Source organism: Streptomyces vulcanius, assembly GCF_042653945.1.
Taxonomy (GTDB): domain Bacteria; phylum Actinomycetota; class Actinomycetes; order Streptomycetales; family Streptomycetaceae; genus Streptomyces; species Streptomyces mangrovi.
In genome coordinates, this window is record NZ_JBHSFK010000058.1 from 36,958 (window position 1) to 53,001 (window position 16,044).

General features: G+C 72.2%; 21 protein-coding genes. 8 read left to right on the forward strand and 13 right to left on the reverse strand.

Translation table 11 applies throughout. The features are described 5' to 3' along the window. The first annotated feature begins 93 nt into the window (after nucleotides 1-93). The gene (locus ACFPIH_RS50665; RefSeq protein WP_381186343.1) at nucleotides 94-1,026 is read left to right on the forward strand and encodes a DUF3626 domain-containing protein; all 933 of its coding nucleotides are present in this window, start codon (nucleotides 94-96) and stop codon (nucleotides 1,024-1,026) included. A gap of 176 nt (nucleotides 1,027-1,202) precedes the next feature. Here ACFPIH_RS50665 and ACFPIH_RS50670 read toward each other — a convergent pair whose 3' ends face one another. After that, nucleotides 1,203-1,814, reverse strand: a complete 612-nt coding sequence (locus ACFPIH_RS50670) for an HD domain-containing protein (RefSeq protein WP_381186340.1) — start codon at nucleotides 1,812-1,814, stop codon at nucleotides 1,203-1,205. A gap of 107 nt (nucleotides 1,815-1,921) precedes the next feature. Here ACFPIH_RS50670 and ACFPIH_RS50675 point away from each other — a divergent pair, with 107 nt between their 5' ends. After that, a complete protein-coding gene (locus tag ACFPIH_RS50675; protein WP_381186337.1) occupies nucleotides 1,922-2,152 on the forward strand; it encodes a hypothetical protein in 231 nt (76 codons plus the stop codon). 15 nt (nucleotides 2,153-2,167) lie between these two features. Here the strand turns inward: ACFPIH_RS50675 and ACFPIH_RS50680 are convergent, their stop codons facing one another. Both ACFPIH_RS50680 and ACFPIH_RS50685 read right to left on the reverse strand, forming a co-directional pair. Continuing rightward, nucleotides 2,168-3,139 carry an SDR family NAD(P)-dependent oxidoreductase gene (locus tag ACFPIH_RS50680; protein WP_381186335.1) on the reverse strand — a complete coding sequence of 324 codons (972 nt, stop codon included), beginning with the start codon at nucleotides 3,137-3,139 and terminating at the stop codon, nucleotides 2,168-2,170. A gap of 34 nt (nucleotides 3,140-3,173) precedes the next feature. Continuing rightward, entirely contained in the window at nucleotides 3,174-4,259 is a 1,086-nt protein-coding gene (locus ACFPIH_RS50685; protein ID WP_381186444.1) for a PHP domain-containing protein, read from the reverse strand. 124 nt (nucleotides 4,260-4,383) lie between these two features. Here ACFPIH_RS50685 and ACFPIH_RS50690 point away from each other — a divergent pair, with 124 nt between their 5' ends. Beyond that, nucleotides 4,384-4,620, forward strand: coding sequence for a hypothetical protein (locus ACFPIH_RS50690; RefSeq protein WP_381186332.1), 237 nt, complete (start codon nucleotides 4,384-4,386; stop codon nucleotides 4,618-4,620). Here ACFPIH_RS50690 and ACFPIH_RS50695 read toward each other — a convergent pair. The 3 genes from ACFPIH_RS50695 to ACFPIH_RS50705 form a co-directional block, all read right to left on the reverse strand. Further along, nucleotides 4,617-5,318: a VanZ family protein gene (locus tag ACFPIH_RS50695; protein ID WP_417801388.1), complete on the reverse strand. Its 702-nt coding sequence runs from the start codon at nucleotides 5,316-5,318 to the stop codon at nucleotides 4,617-4,619. The genes ACFPIH_RS50690 and ACFPIH_RS50695 overlap by 4 nt on opposite strands. Nucleotides 5,319-5,420: 102 nt before the next feature. Continuing rightward, on the reverse strand, nucleotides 5,421-6,083 hold the full coding sequence (locus ACFPIH_RS50700; RefSeq protein WP_381186327.1) for a DUF4230 domain-containing protein: 663 nt from the start codon (nucleotides 6,081-6,083) through the stop codon (nucleotides 5,421-5,423). A gap of 91 nt (nucleotides 6,084-6,174) precedes the next feature. Next, entirely contained in the window at nucleotides 6,175-6,471 is a 297-nt protein-coding gene (locus tag ACFPIH_RS50705; RefSeq protein WP_381186325.1) for a response regulator transcription factor, read from the reverse strand. A 72-nt stretch (nucleotides 6,472-6,543) separates the two neighbouring features. Between ACFPIH_RS50705 and ACFPIH_RS50710 the strand changes: the two genes are divergently transcribed. After that, nucleotides 6,544-7,512: a ribose-phosphate diphosphokinase gene (locus tag ACFPIH_RS50710; protein WP_381186322.1), complete on the forward strand. Its 969-nt coding sequence runs from the start codon at nucleotides 6,544-6,546 to the stop codon at nucleotides 7,510-7,512. Here ACFPIH_RS50710 and ACFPIH_RS50715 read toward each other — a convergent pair. Together ACFPIH_RS50715 and ACFPIH_RS50720 are read right to left on the reverse strand one after the other, a co-directional pair. Continuing rightward, a complete protein-coding gene (locus ACFPIH_RS50715; RefSeq protein WP_381186319.1) occupies nucleotides 7,507-7,887 on the reverse strand; it encodes an anti-sigma factor antagonist in 381 nt (126 codons plus the stop codon). The genes ACFPIH_RS50710 and ACFPIH_RS50715 overlap by 6 nt on opposite strands. A gap of 181 nt (nucleotides 7,888-8,068) precedes the next feature. Next, nucleotides 8,069-8,533, reverse strand: coding sequence for a MarR family winged helix-turn-helix transcriptional regulator (locus ACFPIH_RS50720; RefSeq protein WP_381186316.1), 465 nt, complete (start codon nucleotides 8,531-8,533; stop codon nucleotides 8,069-8,071). Between the two features lie 104 nt (nucleotides 8,534-8,637). On the opposite strand from ACFPIH_RS50720, the gene ACFPIH_RS50725 reads away from it, so the two are divergent. From ACFPIH_RS50725 to ACFPIH_RS50735, 3 genes are all read left to right on the forward strand, one after another. Beyond that, nucleotides 8,638-10,092 carry an aldehyde dehydrogenase family protein gene (locus ACFPIH_RS50725; protein WP_381186314.1) on the forward strand — a complete coding sequence of 485 codons (1,455 nt, stop codon included), beginning with the start codon at nucleotides 8,638-8,640 and terminating at the stop codon, nucleotides 10,090-10,092. Between the two features lie 30 nt (nucleotides 10,093-10,122). Further along, nucleotides 10,123-11,229, forward strand: coding sequence for an NAD(P)-dependent alcohol dehydrogenase (locus ACFPIH_RS50730; RefSeq protein ID WP_381186311.1), 1,107 nt, complete (start codon nucleotides 10,123-10,125; stop codon nucleotides 11,227-11,229). A gap of 66 nt (nucleotides 11,230-11,295) precedes the next feature. Then, nucleotides 11,296-12,150 carry a hypothetical protein gene (locus ACFPIH_RS50735; RefSeq protein WP_381186308.1) on the forward strand — a complete coding sequence of 285 codons (855 nt, stop codon included), beginning with the start codon at nucleotides 11,296-11,298 and terminating at the stop codon, nucleotides 12,148-12,150. Between the two features lie 10 nt (nucleotides 12,151-12,160). On the opposite strand, the gene ACFPIH_RS50740 is transcribed toward ACFPIH_RS50735, so the two are convergent. The 3 genes from ACFPIH_RS50740 to ACFPIH_RS50750 all read right to left on the reverse strand — a co-directional run bounded on the left by ACFPIH_RS50740 (nucleotide 12,161) and on the right by ACFPIH_RS50750 (nucleotide 13,471). Next, complete coding sequence (locus tag ACFPIH_RS50740) at nucleotides 12,161-12,724, reverse strand: TetR/AcrR family transcriptional regulator (protein WP_381186305.1); 564 nt, start codon at nucleotides 12,722-12,724, stop codon at nucleotides 12,161-12,163. Then, nucleotides 12,721-13,083, reverse strand: coding sequence for a DUF1304 domain-containing protein (locus tag ACFPIH_RS50745; RefSeq protein ID WP_381186302.1), 363 nt, complete (start codon nucleotides 13,081-13,083; stop codon nucleotides 12,721-12,723). The genes ACFPIH_RS50740 and ACFPIH_RS50745 overlap by 4 nt, the downstream gene beginning before the upstream one ends. A 91-nt stretch (nucleotides 13,084-13,174) precedes the next feature. After that, on the reverse strand, nucleotides 13,175-13,471 hold the full coding sequence (locus ACFPIH_RS50750; RefSeq protein WP_381186299.1) for a DUF4235 domain-containing protein: 297 nt from the start codon (nucleotides 13,469-13,471) through the stop codon (nucleotides 13,175-13,177). Nucleotides 13,472-13,606: 135 nt separating this feature from the next. On the opposite strand from ACFPIH_RS50750, the gene ACFPIH_RS50755 reads away from it, so the two are divergent. Beyond that, on the forward strand, nucleotides 13,607-14,584 hold the full coding sequence (locus ACFPIH_RS50755) for a cation diffusion facilitator family transporter (RefSeq protein ID WP_381186297.1): 978 nt from the start codon (nucleotides 13,607-13,609) through the stop codon (nucleotides 14,582-14,584). A gap of 86 nt (nucleotides 14,585-14,670) precedes the next feature. On the opposite strand, the gene ACFPIH_RS50760 is transcribed toward ACFPIH_RS50755, so the two are convergent. Together ACFPIH_RS50760 and ACFPIH_RS50765 are read right to left on the reverse strand one after the other, a co-directional pair. Continuing rightward, nucleotides 14,671-15,117, reverse strand: a complete 447-nt coding sequence (locus ACFPIH_RS50760; protein ID WP_381186294.1) for a nitroreductase family deazaflavin-dependent oxidoreductase — start codon at nucleotides 15,115-15,117, stop codon at nucleotides 14,671-14,673. Nucleotides 15,118-15,204: 87 nt separating this feature from the next. Continuing rightward, nucleotides 15,205-15,828, reverse strand: coding sequence for a LysE family transporter (locus ACFPIH_RS50765; protein WP_381186290.1), 624 nt, complete (start codon nucleotides 15,826-15,828; stop codon nucleotides 15,205-15,207). Nucleotides 15,829-16,044 lie beyond the last annotated feature (216 nt).

Consider the following 16,044-nt stretch of genomic DNA (forward strand, 5'->3'; position numbering starts at 1 on the left):
GAGCCTCCTGGGGTGCCTGCGAGGGGTGAACCTAGTGAACCTAGTACCTCTAGCTTTGCACCTAGGGTAAATAGCGAGAGTGGGGGAGAGCCAGTGATTTCCGACGCCGGCGCTGACAACGTGTCGCCGCCACCACGGGCCCGGGCCGCCTTGCGCCACGTCGCCACCCGCTCCTCGGGCCCCGCCCTCGACCCGGACCTGCGGATCACCCTCAACTTCCACCCGGACCGCGACTCCGGCGGAACCCCGATCCTGCGGGCGCTCGCCCGCGACGGCGCCTACCACTCGCAGTTCGTCACCGGCACCAGCAACGGCGGCCTCACCGCCCACCCCGGCGGCGACCGCTGGCGCTGGGAGAGCCGGATCTTCGGCGGTGCGTACGACGACGCCGACGCGCGCGAGCGGCCCGTGTACGGCGCGCTCGACTTCCGCCGCCAGGTTGTGGGCGCCGCCCCGAGGTTCGGCTCGGCCCACTTCCGGCTGACGCCCGCCGCTCTCGACCGGTCGACCTTCTGCTACCCCGACAGCGCGGCCGAGCCCGCCGAGTTCGGTGTCGCGGCCGGCATGTCCCTGCTCGCCCTGGCCGAGTCGGACCAGCGGGACGCCCTCAACGACTACATCGAGGCCCATGTCCACGGCGGAGTCGACCTCGCCCGGGACGTGACGGCGCTGGTCCTGGACACCAGCCACCGCGACACCCCCGTCGAGGCCGCCGCCCGCGCGCTGCCCTGCCCCGTCGAGTGGCACCCCGGCTACCGGATCACCGTCGCGGAGCTGTACCGGCACGCCGAGTACCGGGGCCGGGAGTACGCCGACCTGGGCGCCCGCATCGCCGAGGACGGTGTCGTCACCCCGCGCGTGATCGGCGACGCGGCACGCGGCGGACGGTACGCGCTCCAGGACCTCAAGATGGTCTGGCACACCCTGGCCCGCTTCGGGGCACCGCGAGGGGCCGGCACGGCCGAGTCGACGGAGGGCGCGATCGAGCGATCCCACGCCGACACGGGCGCGGTCCGCGTGCGCTAGGCGAGTTCGCGTGGCTTGGACGGGCTTGGGTGCGTTGTCGGGTGCGGGTGGGTGGGGGCTGGTCGCGCAGTTCCCCGCGCCCCTTGAAGGACACGTGAGTGCAGCCCACCCAGGGGCGCGGGGCTCCGCCGCGTGGGCGCGACCGGCCACAGCTCACCCGCCCCCGGCGTACAAGGTCAGCCCCGCAGGACCGGAGTCAGCGGGTGCGTCGCCTGCCAGGCCAGGCGGCGGTCCGCGTGGTCGCCGACTGCCGTCAGGAACTCGTCCAGGGCGAGGAACTCCTGCCAGGCCGGCCGCGCGGACGCCCGCGACAGCTCCGCCACCACCAGGTCCTCCAGATCGGCGACGCGCTTGTTCTTCCACACCTTGTCGGCGAGGCTCACCAGCAGGTCCTCGACGCCGACGCCCGGCCCGTCCCAGGAGGCGTGGCCGCCGGCGAAGCGGGCCAGCTCCGGGGGCACCCCGCGCGCCAGCAGCAGCTCCCGTCCGGCCTCCTCGTGCCGGGCGCCCGGACCGGACAGCTCCCCGGTGTGCAGCACCTTGCCGATGTCGTGCGTGGCCGCGCCGAACAGGACCGCCGCCCGGTCCACGGTCAGTCCGGGACAGTGCCGCCCCAGCCACTCCAGGAGCTGCGCGGCGACATCGTGCACGGCCCGCAGATGGGCGACGAGCCGGGGCGGCGCCCCGACGTCGGCGAGCAGCGCGGCGACATCCGCGGGCAGCGGCAGCAACGGGGGATCGGACGTCTCGGCCAGGGCGATGGACAGTGTGTCGAAGACGGCGGTCATCCGAGCAGCCTAGTGACGCGGAGTCGCGGAGTCTCGGCGCCGAGGTTTCACCGCCCGCGCCGGAGGTACTCGCAAGGACCGCACCGGACGAACGAAGGAAGCGCGCCGTGACCGACCCCCGCCATAGCGAGCCCGAGGAGAAGCCCCGACCGACTCCCCGGGACCCACAGGACCAGCAGGCAGGGGCGGGCGACGACCCCTGGGACGTACCGGACTCGGACCGCGCCCCCGACGACGACGTCCCCGACACCGACGAGGCCGGCACCGGCCGTCGCGGCACCGTGCACGCGTCCGGCACCCACCCGGACCAGCCGGTCCCGGACGAACCGTCCGCCTGAGCCCGAGCGCGGACGCTAGCGGGCGAAGGCGTTCACGCCCGTCAGTTCCGCCGACAGGTCCCACAGGCGGGACGCCTGGTCGCGTTCCGTGGCCCAGGGCTTGACGCCGGTACGGTCGCCGTTCTCGGGCGCCGGTTCGGCGATGTCGCAGTCCTCCAGGTAGACGCCTCCCATGCCGTCGAGCTGGGGGGAGGTCGCCGCCCAGAGCTGGGTGGCCGCGCCCTGCTCGGGGGTCTTGAGGCCAGGCTGCGGGATCGGGTTGCCGTCCTCGTCGATCCAGCCGTTCGCCATCATCTCCTCCCTGGGCAGATGCCGCTGGAGGGGCGTGAGGATGCCGCCGGGGTGCAGGGCGAAGGCCCGTACGCCGCGGTCACGGGCGAGCGCGTCCAGGTGGACGGCGAACAGGACGTTCGCGGTCTTCGCCTGCCCGTACGCCTGCCACTTGTCGTATCCCTGGCGCCAGTGCACGTCGTCCCAGCGGATGCCGGAGAAGTGGTGGCCGCGCGAGGAGACGGAGACGACCCGGGCGCCGCCGGGCTCGATCGCCGGCCACAGACGGTTGACGAGGGCGAAGTGGCCGAGGTGGTTCGTGGCGAACTGGGCCTCCCAGCCGGGCCCGACGCGGGTCTCGGGGCAGGCCATGATCCCCGCGTTGTCGAGGACGAGGTCGAGGGTGCGGCCGGTCGCGAGGAAGCCGTCCGTGAAGGCGGCCACGCTGTTCAGGTCGCCGAGGTCGAGTTCGGCCACCTCGACGCCGTCGAGGCCGGCCAGCGCCTCCCGTGCGGCGTCAGGGCGGCGGGCGGGGACCACGACCCGGGCGCCGGCCCTGGTGAGGGCCCGGGTGGTCTCCAGGCCGATGCCGGAGTAGCCGCCCGTGACGATCGCCAGGTTCCCGGTCAGGTCGATGCCCCGCAGGACGTCCTCGGCGGTGCTCGTGGCACCGAATCCCGAGCCGATCTTGTGCTGTGCCGTGTCGCTGTTGCTCATGTCCGGAACGCTACGAATTGGAGTGCACTCGAAGTCAAGTGACGGGCGCCCGTCCCCGGGTCCACTCCAGCAGGCGGTCCACCGGCCAGGTCGTCACCACCCGGTCCGCCGGCACCCCGCACTCCTCCGCCCGTGCGCAGCCGAGGATCTGCCAGTCCAGCTGCCCGGGCGCGTGCGCGTCGGTGTCGACCGAGAACAGCGTCCCCGCCGCCACGGCCCGGCGCAGCAGCCGCCGCGGCGGGTCGAGCCGCTCGGGCCGGCTGTTGATCTCCACGGCCGTACCCGACTCCGCGCACGCCGCGAACACCTCGTCCGCGTCGAACTGCGACTCCGGCCGCCCGTGCGACTCCGCCCGTCTCCGCCCCGGCTCCCGGCCTGTCCGTACCGCCTCCGGGTCTCCCCGCCGCGTCCGCAGCCGTCCGGTGCAGTGTCCGAGGACGTTCGCGTGCGGATCGCGGACGGCCTTCACCATACGGCGGGTCATCGCGCGGGCGTCCATCCGCAGCTTGGAGTGGACCGACACGACGACCACGTCCAGCCGGTCCAGCAGCTCGGGGTCCTGGTCCAGGGTGCCGTCGTCGAGGATGTCGCACTCGATGCCGGTCAGCAGCCGGAACGGCGCCCAGGTCGCGTTCAGCTCCTCGACGATCTCCAACTGCCGGCGCAACCGCTCCGGCGACAGCCCGCGCGCCACCGTCAGCCGCGGCGAGTGGTCGGTCAGCGCGGCCCACTCATGGCCGAGGGCAGCCGCCGTACGGCCCATCTCCTCGATCGGGCTGCCTCCGTCGGACCAGTCGGAGTGCAGATGGCAGTCGCCGCGCAGCAGCGCCCGCAGCCCCGCCCCGGCCCCGTCCGTGAGCGGCGACCCCGCATCCTCCTCCAGCGTCCGCAGATACGCCGGTACCTCCCCGGCCAGCGCCTCCGTCGCCACCTTCGCGGTCTTGGGGCCCACGCCCTTCAGCGACTCCAGCGTCCCGGCCCGCGCCCGCTCCCCGGCCTCCCCCTCGGGCAGCGCCGCGAGCACCCGGGCCGCGGTGCGGAAGGCCTGTACGCGATAGGTCGGCGCCAGGGAACGCTCCAGCAGGAAGGCGATCCGCTCCAGGGCCTCCACGGGATCCATCGCCACCTCGCCACCTCCTGGATCCAGGGTTCCCCGGTTCGGCCCGCCCCGCACGACGGGCGATCTCGGGCCGGGGCCCGGGCCCGGGGAGGTCGGGGCGCCGGTTGCGTTCTACGCTCGTTCCATGACCGAAGTCGCGAGCCCCTACATCTCCCATCCACGGATCATGGTGCTCGGGGTGCAGCCGGGCACGCCTCCGTTCCGGATCGTGGAGATCGACGGCGAAGTGGTCGGTGCGGCGCGTGTCGTCACCGACGTCCTGGAGACGGCCGCCGCGTTCGGCATCACCGTCCACGACCTCGACGACCCGGACGTGGTGCGCTGGGTGGGCGGCGACCGCTACACCTGGAAGCCCCGCTAGCGGGTACGGGAACGGGAACGGGTCCGCTCGCCGCGCGCGTGAACCGCTCGGCTCACCCGGCGGCCGAGCAGCAGATAGCCGATCAGGGCGCCCACGGTGTTGAGGATGACGTCGTCGATGTCGAAGGCGCGGCCCGTGACGAGCGCGCCCTGCGCGAACTCCACCAGCAGCATGACCGACGCGGTCAGCAGCACGATCTGCAACAGCCCGCGTGTCCGGGGCGCGACGATCGGTGCGAGGACGCCGAACGGCACACCGAGCAGCAGGTTCCCGCCGATCTGTTTCACCGCGTCGCGCAGCGCGGGCTGGTCCAGGTAGGCCCGCAGCGAGTCGCCCGGCCGCAGGTTGGTGTGGATGAGCGCCTCGGAGGCGGGCGACGGCTCCAGCGTCAGCCGGGCCAGCACGATCGCGAACCCGACCATGAAGACGAACGCGCACAGCATCGCGAGCAGGCGGAGGGGGAACGGCAGCGGCCGGGGGCCGGAGCGGGCCGCGGTGCGCGAGGCTTTCCCACGGCCCTTCCCCGTGCCCTCCGGAGCGCCCTTCTTCGCGTCCGCCCTCTTCAGGCTCGGCCTCTTGAAGTTCAGCCCCGGCTTCTTGGGCCCCGCCTCCTTCGGGCTCGCCTTCTTCGGGCTCGCCTTCTTCTCGGGTGGGGCGGGGGGCGGTGTCTCGGCCTTGGTGGTGCGCAGGCGGAACATGGAGCGGGGGCGTAGGGCTGCACGGGCCATGCGATCCTCCAGTATTCAACTTACCTGCGTCCCAGGGCGGTTACCCGCTCAAGGCCGGACGATGCGGCGCCCTCAGGTGCCGTAGGACACCGTCACCTCCTTGAAGCCGAGGGAGTGCAGCAGCCCTTCGAGCATGTCGGTGGTGTTCTTCTCGGCGCGCGCGGTCAGTTCGCTGTCCTTCGCCGCCTCGCCGATGTGCTTGACCGCGAGTTTCTGCACGGCCTGCTCGCCGTTGGGGTTGTCCGAGAAGAGGTCGCCCAGCCGGTCGAGGAGCCCGCGTTGCTTGGAGACCGCGTAGGAGCGGTCCGGGTCGAGGGCCGGAGTGCCGAGCTTGGCGTGGGGCAGCTTGAGCGTGGCCGTGGTGCGGTCGCCGTTGACCGTCACGTCCTTGTCGCCGACCTTGCCGAGGTCGACGTAGGCGTCGACCGTGCCCGCCCCGACGTACAGGGTGCGGGTGCCGCGGAGCGCGTCCGGGAGGTACTTCGCGTCCTTCTCCAGGTCCACGACGACCTGGAAGTTGCCGGACGCGGCGTCGTAACGGCTCATGTCCTGGATGGACTCGAGCAGAGCGGGGCCCGAACGGTCGTGGGTCTCCGTGCCGAAGAACTCGCGCAGGCCCGGCAGCAGACTGAGCCGGATCCCGGCGAACATCACGACGAGCACGACCACGACGGCGGTGAGCACCTTGGCCCAGACGGGCATCCGCCGGTTGAGGCGCTTGATGGGAGTCGTCATCGACGGCCCTCCTTCCTACCGACCGGATGCCCCCCAATCCCTGTGGCAGACCGCCCTGTTGACAATCTGTGACACAACAGCGGCCCGCGAGTCACTCGCCCCCCGGCCGTACCGGCCCGTGGCCGAAGGCGAAGACGACGGCGTGTACGCGGTCGCGCAGGTCCAGCTTCTCCAGGACGCGTCCCACAGGGGTCTTCACGGTGGCCCCGCCGATGTGCAGGCGTCCCGCGATCTCCGCGCTGGACAGAACCCGGCCGAGCAGAAGCTGCCCGGCGTGCTCGTGCTCGGTCGGCCGGGAGAGCCGCCGGGCCGTCTCCGGTGCCGGTGCGGCGGGCGTGGCGCGGGCGAACCCGTCGAGCGGCCGCCGGGTGACGGACGGCCCGAGCATCCCCGGGGACGGCCGGAAGGGGCGCCGTCCGTAGCATGAGAGACCTGTGCCCTGATCAGCGAGGAGCCGATCGTGCGAGACATCTCCGTGTTCAGCGGCACCGCCCACCCCGAGCTGGCCGCCGAGGTCTGCTCACACCTGGGCGTGCCGTTGAGCCCGACCCGGGTGAGCAGATTCGCCAACGACTGCCTGGAGGTCCAGCTCCAGGCGAACTGCCGGGAACGGGACGTCTTCCTGGTCCAGCCCCTGGTGAAGCCCGTGCAGGAGCACCTCGTCGAGCTGCTGCTGATGTGCGACGCGGCCCGTGGGGCCTCCGCGGGCCGGATCACGGTCGTCATGCCGCACTACTCCTACGCCCGCTCCGACAAGAAGGACGCGCCCCGTATCTCGCTGGGCGGACGCCTGGTCGCCGACCTGATGGCGGCGGCAGGCGTCCACCGCGTCCTCACCATGACGCTGCACTCGCCCCAGGTGCACGGCTTCTTCTCGATGCCGGTGGACCATCTCCACGCCCGCCGCGAGCTGGCCGCCCACTTCCGCCGCCACGATCTCACCCGCACCACCGTCGTCTCGCCCGACCTCGGCAACGCCAAGGAGGCCGCAGCCTTCGCCCGGATGCTCGGCGCCCAGGTCGCGGCCGGCGCCAAACAGCGCTACGCCGACGACCGGGTGAGCATCAACACCGTGATCGGCGAGGTCACCGGGCGGGACGTCATCGTCCTCGACGACGAGATCGCCAAGGGCAGCACGGTCCTCGAACTCCTCGACCGGCTGCGGGAGTTGGGGCCGAGTTCGATCCGGATCGCCTGTACCCACGGTCTGTTCGCGGACGGGGCCCTCAAACGGCTCAGCGAACAGCCCGACGTCCTGGAGATCGTCTGCACCAACACGGTGCCGGTGCCCGCGGAGGAGCACACCGACAAGCTGAGGGTGCTGTCCATCGCGCCCGCCCTCGCCGAGGCCGTGCGCCGTATTCACAACGGTGAGTCCGTCAGCGCCCTGTTCGACGCGGCACGCGACGAAGAGGAAGCCGGGTCATAACGTGCCGGACGCGGCCTCGGGCAGGCCCAGGGCCGCGTCCAGCGTCGTCACGGGCGGCAGCACCCGGTGCAGTCCGGTGACCCGCAGAACACGCAGGGTCAGCGGATGGCTGCACACCAGATGCAGCTGCCCGCCGTGGTCGAGAACCCGGGCGCGCGCCCGGTACAGCAGGCGCAGCCCGGAGCAGTCGAAGAACTCGATCCGGGTCAGGTCGATGACGACCCTCGGCGCGGGACCGGTGGTCACCTCGTCGAGCCGCGGGCCGATCTCCGTGGCCGCGACGAGGTCGATCTCGCCGCGGAACTCCAGCACCGTGTACCCCCGTGCCCGCAGGACACGCAGATGAGGGGTGTCCGCGGCGGGTTCCTGCTGCACGACGACATCGCCTCCAACCCGCTCCACCGGTCGGGAGCCTCCAACGGCGGGGCAGCGCACAGCAGTTCCCCGCCCCAGCAAGGTACCCCCGATAGGGTGAATCTCAGCATGTTCGATTGACATATGTCTTCGAAACTCGGCTGCGTTTTTGAGACGTCGCTGGGGCGGTCCTCGGCCTGCGCTAGGACAGTGCCTGCCACGCCTTGGAGAGGGCTGTGCGGAACTGCTCCGTCTGGTGCGCCGTGAGCTCCCGCATCATCCGTTTCTCCAGCTCCCGCACCGGCTCGGCGCACTGTTCGAGCAGTGCGCGCCCGTCGTCGGTCAGCAGGATCAGCAGCTCGCGCCGGTTGCGCGGATTTCGCTCCCGGCGGATCAGCCCGCGCCCCTCCAGGGAGCGCACCAGGTCGGCGATGGACTGGGCGGTGACGAAGGAGTCTCTGGCCAGCTGGGCGGCGGACAGCCCGTCGTGCCGCTCCAGGACGGTGAGCGCCGTGTACTGCAGGGCCGTGATCCCGGACGGTTTGACGAGCTCGTCCAGCCGGGATCGCACGACCAGCTCCACCTGCTTCACCATGTAGAGCAGGGACGGAGGTGCCCTGTGGGACGCGGGAGTGGGTACCGCATCGGAAATCTTGGTGCCGGCCATGAGTCCGAGCGTAGACCATTGACAGGAAACCTGTCTGTAAAGAGACTGCGCACCAACAGGAATCCTGTTGGTTGAAATCTTAGCGACGATGCTGAGGAGTGGCGATGACCACCTTCGAGATCGACCCCGGTCGACTGTTCATCGGGGGACAGTGGCGCGAGGCCGCGGACGGAGCGCGGACCGAGGTGGTCGACCCCTCCCGGGGCACGGTTCTCACCACGGTCGCGGAGGCGGGCGCCGCCGACGTCGACGCGGCGGTACGGGCCGCGCGCGAGGCCTTCGACTCCGGACGCTGGTCCGGGCTCAGCGGCCGGGAACGCGGCCGGATCCTGCTCAGAGTCGCGGAGCTGATCCGCGCCGAGGCCGACGAGATCGCCCGCCTGGAGAGCCTCGACGTCGGCAAGCCGATCACCCTGGCCCAGGCGGTCGACGTGACGAACGCGGCCAACGACTACGAGTACTACGCCACCCTCGCCTTCTCCCTTGAGGGCGGCAACCGGGACACCCCGATGAACGCCCTCGCCTACACCAAGCGCGGGCCGATCGGTGTCGTCGCCGCGATCACCCCCTTCAACTTCCCGCTGATCCTGGCGGGTTCCAAGATCGCCCCGGCCCTCGCCACCGGCAACACGGTCGTCCACAAGCCCGCCGACGAGACCCCGCTGAGCGCCCTCTACATGGCCGGCCTCCTCCAGCGGGCCGGGGTGCCCGACGGCGTCGTCAACGTCGTCACCGGCAGCGGCCCGGTGGCCGGCGAGGCCCTGCTGCGCCACCCCGGCGTCGACAAGATCGCCTTCACCGGGTCCACCGCGATCGGCCGGCACGCCGCGAGCGTCGCCGGCGAGAACCTCAAGTCCGTCACCATGGAGCTCGGCGGCAACGCGGCGCACATCGTGTTCGAGGACGCCGACCTGGAGAAGGCCGTCGGCGCGGTGATCAAGGGCTTCGTCTTCAACACCGGCCAGTTCTGCATGGGCGGCCCGCGGCTGCTGGTGGCCCGCCCGGTCTACAGCACCCTGCTGAACATCCTCGCCGACGCCGTCCCCGGCGTGCCCGTCGGCGACCCGCGCGCGGTGGAGACCGTCGTCGGCCCGATGGCGGGGGAGAAGCACCTGCGCAAGGTCGAGGAGTACGTCGACCTCGCCCGCAAGGAGGGCGCCCGTATCGTCTGCGGCGGTGAGCGCCTGGACCTCGACGGCGGCTACTACTACAAGCCCACCGTCATCGCCGACCTCGCCAACGACTCCCGGGTGATCCAGGAGGAGATCTTCGGCCCGGTCCTCACCGTCCAGCCCTTCGACACCGAGGACGAGGCGGTCGCCCTCGCCAACTCCACGCCGTACGGCCTGGCTTCGGGCGTCCAGACCGGCAACCTCGCCCGCGCCCACCGCGTCGCCGACCGGCTCCAGGCCGGCATCGTCTGGGTCAACGACTGGGCGATGCTCGACCCGGCGGTCCCCTTCGGCGGCGTCAAGGACTCCGGTTTCGGCCGCGAGTACGGCCCCGAGGCGCTCGCCTCGTACACCAAGGTCAAGTCCGTCGTCGTCTCGCTCGACTGAACGCGCCGCAACACAAGAGGAGTTCATCCGATGTCGATCACCACTCGCGCCGCTGTCATCGAGTCCGGCGGAGCGCCCTTCACCCTCTCCGAGGTCGTCCTGGACGACCCCGGCCCGCACGAGGCCGTCGTCCGGCTGGTGGCGGCCGGCCTGTGTCACACCGACCTCGGCGTGGCGAGCGGCGGACTGCCCTTCCCGCTGCCCGGAGTCCTCGGCCACGAGGGCGCGGGCGTCGTGGAGTCGGTCGGGTCCGCCGTCACCGGCGTGGCCCCCGGCGACCACGTCGTGCTGTCCTTCACCTCCTGTGGCGAGTGCCGCAACTGTCACGGCGGCCACCCGGCCTACTGCGCGACCTGGCTCCCCATGAACCTCATCGGGGGCCGCCGCGCCGACGGCACCAGCACGATCAGCCGGGACGGCGAGCCCCTCGGCGGCCACTTCTTCGGCCAGTCCTCCTTCGCCGAGCGGGCCCTGGTCGACGAGCGCAGCCTGGTCAAGGTCGACCCGCGCGTACCGCTGACGTCGATCGCCCCGCTGGGCTGTGGAGTCCAGACCGGCGTCGGCGCCGTCTGGAACGTACTGAAGCCGACGACGGGCAGCGCGGTCGTCGTCCTCGGCGCCGGCGCCGTGGGCCTGTCGGCGGTCATGGCCGCCGCGCTGACCCCCGCCACCACGATCATCGCCGTCGACCGGGTCGCCGAACGCCTCGAACTCGCCCAGGAGTTGGGCGCCACCCATGTCGTGGACACCGGTGAGGTCGCGCTCGGCGAGGCGATCGCCGAGATCACCGGCGGCCAGGGCGCCGACGGCATCGTGGAGACCACGGGCAGTACGGCCGTCCTGCGCCAGGGCGTGGACGCGCTGGGTGCCCGCGGCACGCTGGTCGTCGTCGGCGCACCGCCGTTCGGCACTGAAGTCTCCCTGGACGTCAACGGGTTGCTCGGCGGCAAGCGGATCGTCGGCCTCACCCTCGGCGACAGCGAGACGCAGACCTTCATCCCGGCGCTGGTCGAACTGGTCAAGGCGGGACGCCTCCCGCTGGACCGTCTGATCGCCACGTACGCCTTCGCGGACATCGACCAGGCCGTCCAGGACATGACCTCGGGCAAGACCATCAAGCCTGTCCTGACGTTCTGAGCGCAACGCCGAACGTTCTGCCCCCTTCCCACGTCACAGGAGCGGACGAGGGAACGGGGGCGGGACATGCGCAGAGCGGCGGTGCTGTTCGCACTGGTGGCGGCCGTCGGATGCGGCGCCGAGAACACCGGGAACACGGCGGACGTGGTCGTCACGGGCACGCCCCCGCCGACGCCGTACGACGGCCCGCTCCATCTCGCCACCAAAGAGACGGACGAGAGCACCTCCGGGGCCCTGCTGGCCGCGTCCGGCGCGGCGGGCCGGGCCCTTGAGTGCGACGGCGAGATCTCCTCGGGCGGCGGCCCCGACGGCTGGAGCAGACGCGACGGCGGTGACTCGCCGGAGGACGGACTGCGGCTCTACTTCGAGATGTTCACCCCGGACGTCCCGCGCTCCGGTTACCGCGTCGAGCGCGAGGAGACCGACCGCGTCCTGTACTCCTTCGACGTGCGCGGCAGGACGAAGGTCGCGGTCGTGGTCGCCAAGGACCAGAAGGAGCGGCCGGGTTGGGGCCCCGAGACCAACGCCTCCTGCGATCCGGCCGAACTCCCCGCGAGCCTCACGGACTCCGACGACCGCGAGATCTGGACCGACCGCACCGGCAGACGCGTGCCGACCACCACGGTCACCGGCTACTCCGGCGCCGAGCACTGCGACTGGCAGAGCGCGCACTTCCTGAGCATGGGCCGGGGCGCGCGGGAGCGGCAGTACGTCCGCGATCCCGACGGCGTGATCTCCGAGACGCTGCTCACCGCCCCGTACGACGGCGACGCCCGGATGCCCGCGGCCGCCCACGACACCGGATACCGGTACGGGGACTGGCAGTTGTGGCTGACGGACGACCGTGCGACGGCCTACGTCCGCACCTCCGACGGGGTGGAGGCCTGGCCGATGGCGAAGGAGCCGGTCGCCTGCCTGTGAGGTGGACCGCTCACCGGCTCGCGTGCAGGGCGACCAGCAACTGCCAGACCTGGTCGGCGATTTCGGCGGGCGTGCCGTCAAGATCTCCATGGAGCCAGTCCGCCAGCACGCCGGCGAAGGTGGCGGCGACGGCGGAGGCGACCAGCGGGGCGTCCGCCGCGCCCGCGCGCTGCCGCTCCCGCAGGCTGTAGGCCCGCAGGTCCCGGTGGAGCACCCGGCCGAGCGGTCCGCCGCCGCCCGGCGCGAGCAGGGTGCGGTACAGGGCGGCGTGCGGGGTGAGCGAGGCGAAGAACTCCGGCAGCGCGGCGGGAGCCCGCACCGGGTCGGGCCGCCCCTGCCAGGCGTGCAGCGCCTCGACGGCCTCGCGTACGACGTCCGCGCAGGCGTCGACCGCGAGGGCCTCCAGGTCGGGATAGTGCACGTAGAACGTGGCCCGGCCGACACCCGCCCGGCGCACCAGCGCGGCCACACCGACCTCCTCCAACGGCCGCTCGGCGCACTCCGCGAGCAGCGCGGCCCGCAGCCTGGCCCGGGTTCGGGCCGCCCTCGGGTCCTCGAACTCCCCCCGGGTCACTGCGCGATCAGCACGGCGGCCAGGGCGAGGGCGCCGGGCAGCGCCTGGGCGAAGAGGATCCGCCGGTTCGCGGTCACCGCGCCGTACACCCCCGCGACGATCACACAGCTCAGGAAGAACACCTGCGCCCGAAACCCGGTCGGGTCCCCGGCGACCAGCCCCCACACCAGCCCGGCCGCGAGGAACCCGTTGTAGAGCCCCTGGTTGGCGGCCATCGGGGCGGTCCGCTTCGCCATCTCCGCATCGAACCCGTGGAACGACATCCCCGGCTTCTTCTGCCACAGGAACATCTCCATCACCAGGATGTAGAAGTGCAGCGCAGCGACCAGCGCCACCAGAACGTTCGCCAGGATCCCCATGATCCCCCCAACTTCTTGGACAGGCGTCCACTATAACGGGACACCTGTCCAAGAAGTCCAGTCGCACGCCCCAAGGTCCGAGCGCCGCCCGTCAGTTCCGGCCGCCCTTGTGCTTGGCCGGCCATACCCCCGTCGACCGTTCGATCGCCTTCGCGCCTGTGCGGTCGGCGGCGCTGCGGGCCGCGGCGAACAGGGCGCCCTGGAGTGCCGACGCCAGCAGGATCTCGGTCCAGCCGCGGTCGCGGTCCAGTGGATCGGGGGCGTCGTCCTCGTGCCGTATCGCCTTCCACGCCTTGCGGAAGGCGAGCCCCGCGAGTGCTCCGCCCGTCCAGCCGAGGACAAGGCCGACGGGCTGGTAGACGAGAGGCAGCTTGATTTTTCTGGCCATGGGTCCTCCCCCGGGTAGTGGTGCCGTTCGACATGGCGAGGTCGACGGTGTCACCGAAGCCGGGTATCCGGTAGAGGGAGTGGGTTTCCGCCGGAGCCGCGGTGTGAGTCCCCGCGCCCGGGGCAGTCGGCCCGGATGAGCGACTCGTCGAACCCGTCGGAGCACGGGCAGTCCGACCGCAGGACACGTCTCACCGTCCTGGTGGCGCTGGCCGCCAACCTGGTCATCGCCGTCGCCAAGACGGTCGGCGGCCTGCTGGCCGGCTCGCCCGCGCTGCTGTCGGAGGCCGCGCACTCCGTGGCCGACAGCCTGAACGAGGTCTTCCTGCTGGCCGCGCTGCGCCGCAGCCGCCGTCCTGCCGACCGCCGGCACCCCTTCGGCTACGGCAAGGAACGCTTCTTCTGGTCGCTCCTCGCCGCCGTGGGGATCTTCGTCATGGGCGGCTGCTTCTCCTTCCTCCAGGGCGTCGAGGCCCTGCGGACCGGCGCCGACGAGAAGCACAGCGGCTATGTCGCGGGCCTGATCGTCCTCGGCTTCGCCTTCGTCGCCGAGGGCGCCTCCCTGGTCCGCGCCCTGCACCAGGTGCGCCGCCAGGGCGGCCGGGCGGGGCTGCGCGACCCGGCCCTGCGCACGGTCGTCGCCGAGGACGGCACGGCCGTGCTCGGTGTCACGCTGGCCGCGGCCGGCATGGCGCTGCACATGGTCACCGGGAACGTGGTGTGGGAGGCGTCCGCCTCGCTGGCGATCGGCGCACTGCTGGTGTACGTCGCCTACACGCTCGGCCGGGAGGCCCGCGACCAGCTCATCGGCGAGGCCGCCGACCCCGCGACCGCCGAGCGGATCCGGACCCTGCTGACCGCGGAGCCGGAGATCGACAGCGTGGAGGCGGTGTTCACGATGAAGACGGGCCTGGAATCGATCCTCGTCGCGGCCCGCGTGGACCTGACGCCGGGTCTGGACAGCGAGCGCGTCGAGGAGGCCGCCGTCCGCATCAAGCGCAGCCTCGCCGACACGGTCCCCGACGCCGGCGAGATCTTCCTCGACGTGACCGACCGCCCCGCGCGCGAGGCACGGAAAAGCCCCGCCGCGACGGGGGAGCGCGGCGGGGCCTGACTTTCGGGTGCCCGGTGGGATCCGGTTCATGCACCGCCCCGGCAGATTTTTCTACGAGCCCGCCGGGGCGACGGCATCGGTCCAGGTCAGCCCTTGGCCGGCCCGACGATGAAAACGGGAATCTGCCGGTCCGTCTTCTCCTGGTACTCGGCGTACGGCGGGTAGGCGGCGACGGCGCGCTCCCACCACTCGGCCTTCTCCGCGCCGGTGATCTCACGGGCCGTCATGTCCTGCTTCTCGGGACCGTCCTGGAGCTCCACCAGCGGGTCGGCCTTGATGTTGTGGTACCAGACGGGGTGGGCGGGTGCCCCGCCCTGGGAAGCGACCAGGGCGTACTCCCCGTCGTGCTCGACGCGCATCAGCGGAGTCTTGCGGATCTTCCCGCTCTTCGCGCCCCGGGTGGTCAGCAGGATGACCGGCATCCCGGTGTCCATGAGCGTCGTCCCCTCGGTGCCGCCGGAGCTCTCGTAGAGCTCCACCTGGTCGCGCACCCACTGGGTCGGGCTCGGTTCGTATTCACCCTCAAGAGGCATGGTTCGCTTCCCCTTTCGTCGCGTCGTCGGTCCGATCGGCTTCATGATTCAACACCGGACCGCCCTTCATTTCATCCGCCCCGCGCTTCACAGCAGCATCCGCACGGCCAGCACGGTCATCACCGCGCTCGACACGAGCGCCGTCACCAGCCGGCCCCGGTGACCGGTCAGCGCCCGGCCGAGCAGCGCCCCGCCGCCGGCCAGCAGCAGCTGCCAGCTCGCGGACGCGGCGAAGGCCGCCAGCACGAACACGCCCTGTTCCAGCGGCCGTACGGAGTCGGCGGCGCCGGCGCCGAGGACCAGCGCGGCGAAGTAGACGACGGTGGTCGGGTTGAGCAACGTGAGGCCCAGCAGGCTCACGTACGCCCGGCCGGGAGAGGGCGGCGGGGGTGCGGCGCGGGTGGTCAGCCGGTGCGCCCGGTACTGGCGTACGGCAGCCGTCGCGCCCCGGACCGCGAGGGCCAGCAGCACCACGGCCGAGGCCCAGCGCAGCGGCGTCATCAGCGGCCGCAGCGCGCCGGCCACGGCGGAACCGCCGACCGTGGCCAGCAGGGCGTACAGCCCGTCGGCGGTGGCGACCCCGAGTGCGGCGCACGCGCCGGTGCGCAGGGAGCTGCGGGCGGTGAGGGAGACCAGGTAGGTGCCGACGGCGCCGACGGGCACGGCGATGCCGTAGCCCGCGACCAGCCCCGCGACGAGCGCGGCCGTCACGGACGTACGGGATCGGGCCTCCGGGGACGGCCGGGCTGCTGCTGGAACCGCGCCGGACGGTCGGCGTCGGACATCAGCGGCAGCGGGGCGTCGAAGGTGAGCATGGCCGGATCCTGCGGGCCGCCCGGCCCCGACGGCAAGCGAATTTCCCGGCTCGTGCCGCCGCGCCCCCTCGCCACACCCCACCGGAGCGGTCGGTTCCGGCCAGATTGCCCC

Excerpts from the sequence above, each read along its gene's own strand:
- ACFPIH_RS50670 (WP_381186340.1), bottom strand. The coding sequence starts at position 1,814 with ATGACCGCCGTCTTCGACACACTGTCCATCGCCCTGGCCGAGACGTCC.
- ACFPIH_RS50680 (WP_381186335.1), bottom strand. The coding sequence starts at position 3,139 with ATGAGCAACAGCGACACGGCACAGCACAAGATCGGCTCGGGATTCGGT.
- ACFPIH_RS50685 (WP_381186444.1), bottom strand. The coding sequence starts at position 4,259 with ATGGATCCCGTGGAGGCCCTGGAGCGGATCGCCTTCCTGCTGGAGCGT.
- ACFPIH_RS50690 (WP_381186332.1), top strand. The coding sequence starts at position 4,384 with ATGACCGAAGTCGCGAGCCCCTACATCTCCCATCCACGGATCATGGTG.
- ACFPIH_RS50695 (WP_417801388.1), bottom strand. The coding sequence starts at position 5,318 with ATGTTCCGCCTGCGCACCACCAAGGCCGAGACACCGCCCCCCGCCCCA.
- ACFPIH_RS50700 (WP_381186327.1), bottom strand. The coding sequence starts at position 6,083 with ATGACGACTCCCATCAAGCGCCTCAACCGGCGGATGCCCGTCTGGGCC.
- ACFPIH_RS50705 (WP_381186325.1), bottom strand. The coding sequence starts at position 6,471 with ATGCTCGGGCCGTCCGTCACCCGGCGGCCGCTCGACGGGTTCGCCCGC.
- ACFPIH_RS50720 (WP_381186316.1), bottom strand. The coding sequence starts at position 8,533 with ATGGCCGGCACCAAGATTTCCGATGCGGTACCCACTCCCGCGTCCCAC.
- ACFPIH_RS50725 (WP_381186314.1), top strand. The coding sequence starts at position 8,638 with ATGACCACCTTCGAGATCGACCCCGGTCGACTGTTCATCGGGGGACAG.
- ACFPIH_RS50730 (WP_381186311.1), top strand. The coding sequence starts at position 10,123 with ATGTCGATCACCACTCGCGCCGCTGTCATCGAGTCCGGCGGAGCGCCC.
- ACFPIH_RS50735 (WP_381186308.1), top strand. The coding sequence starts at position 11,296 with ATGCGCAGAGCGGCGGTGCTGTTCGCACTGGTGGCGGCCGTCGGATGC.
- ACFPIH_RS50745 (WP_381186302.1), bottom strand. The coding sequence starts at position 13,083 with ATGGGGATCCTGGCGAACGTTCTGGTGGCGCTGGTCGCTGCGCTGCAC.
- ACFPIH_RS50750 (WP_381186299.1), bottom strand. The coding sequence starts at position 13,471 with ATGGCCAGAAAAATCAAGCTGCCTCTCGTCTACCAGCCCGTCGGCCTT.
- ACFPIH_RS50755 (WP_381186297.1), top strand. The coding sequence starts at position 13,607 with ATGAGCGACTCGTCGAACCCGTCGGAGCACGGGCAGTCCGACCGCAGG.
- ACFPIH_RS50760 (WP_381186294.1), bottom strand. The coding sequence starts at position 15,117 with ATGCCTCTTGAGGGTGAATACGAACCGAGCCCGACCCAGTGGGTGCGC.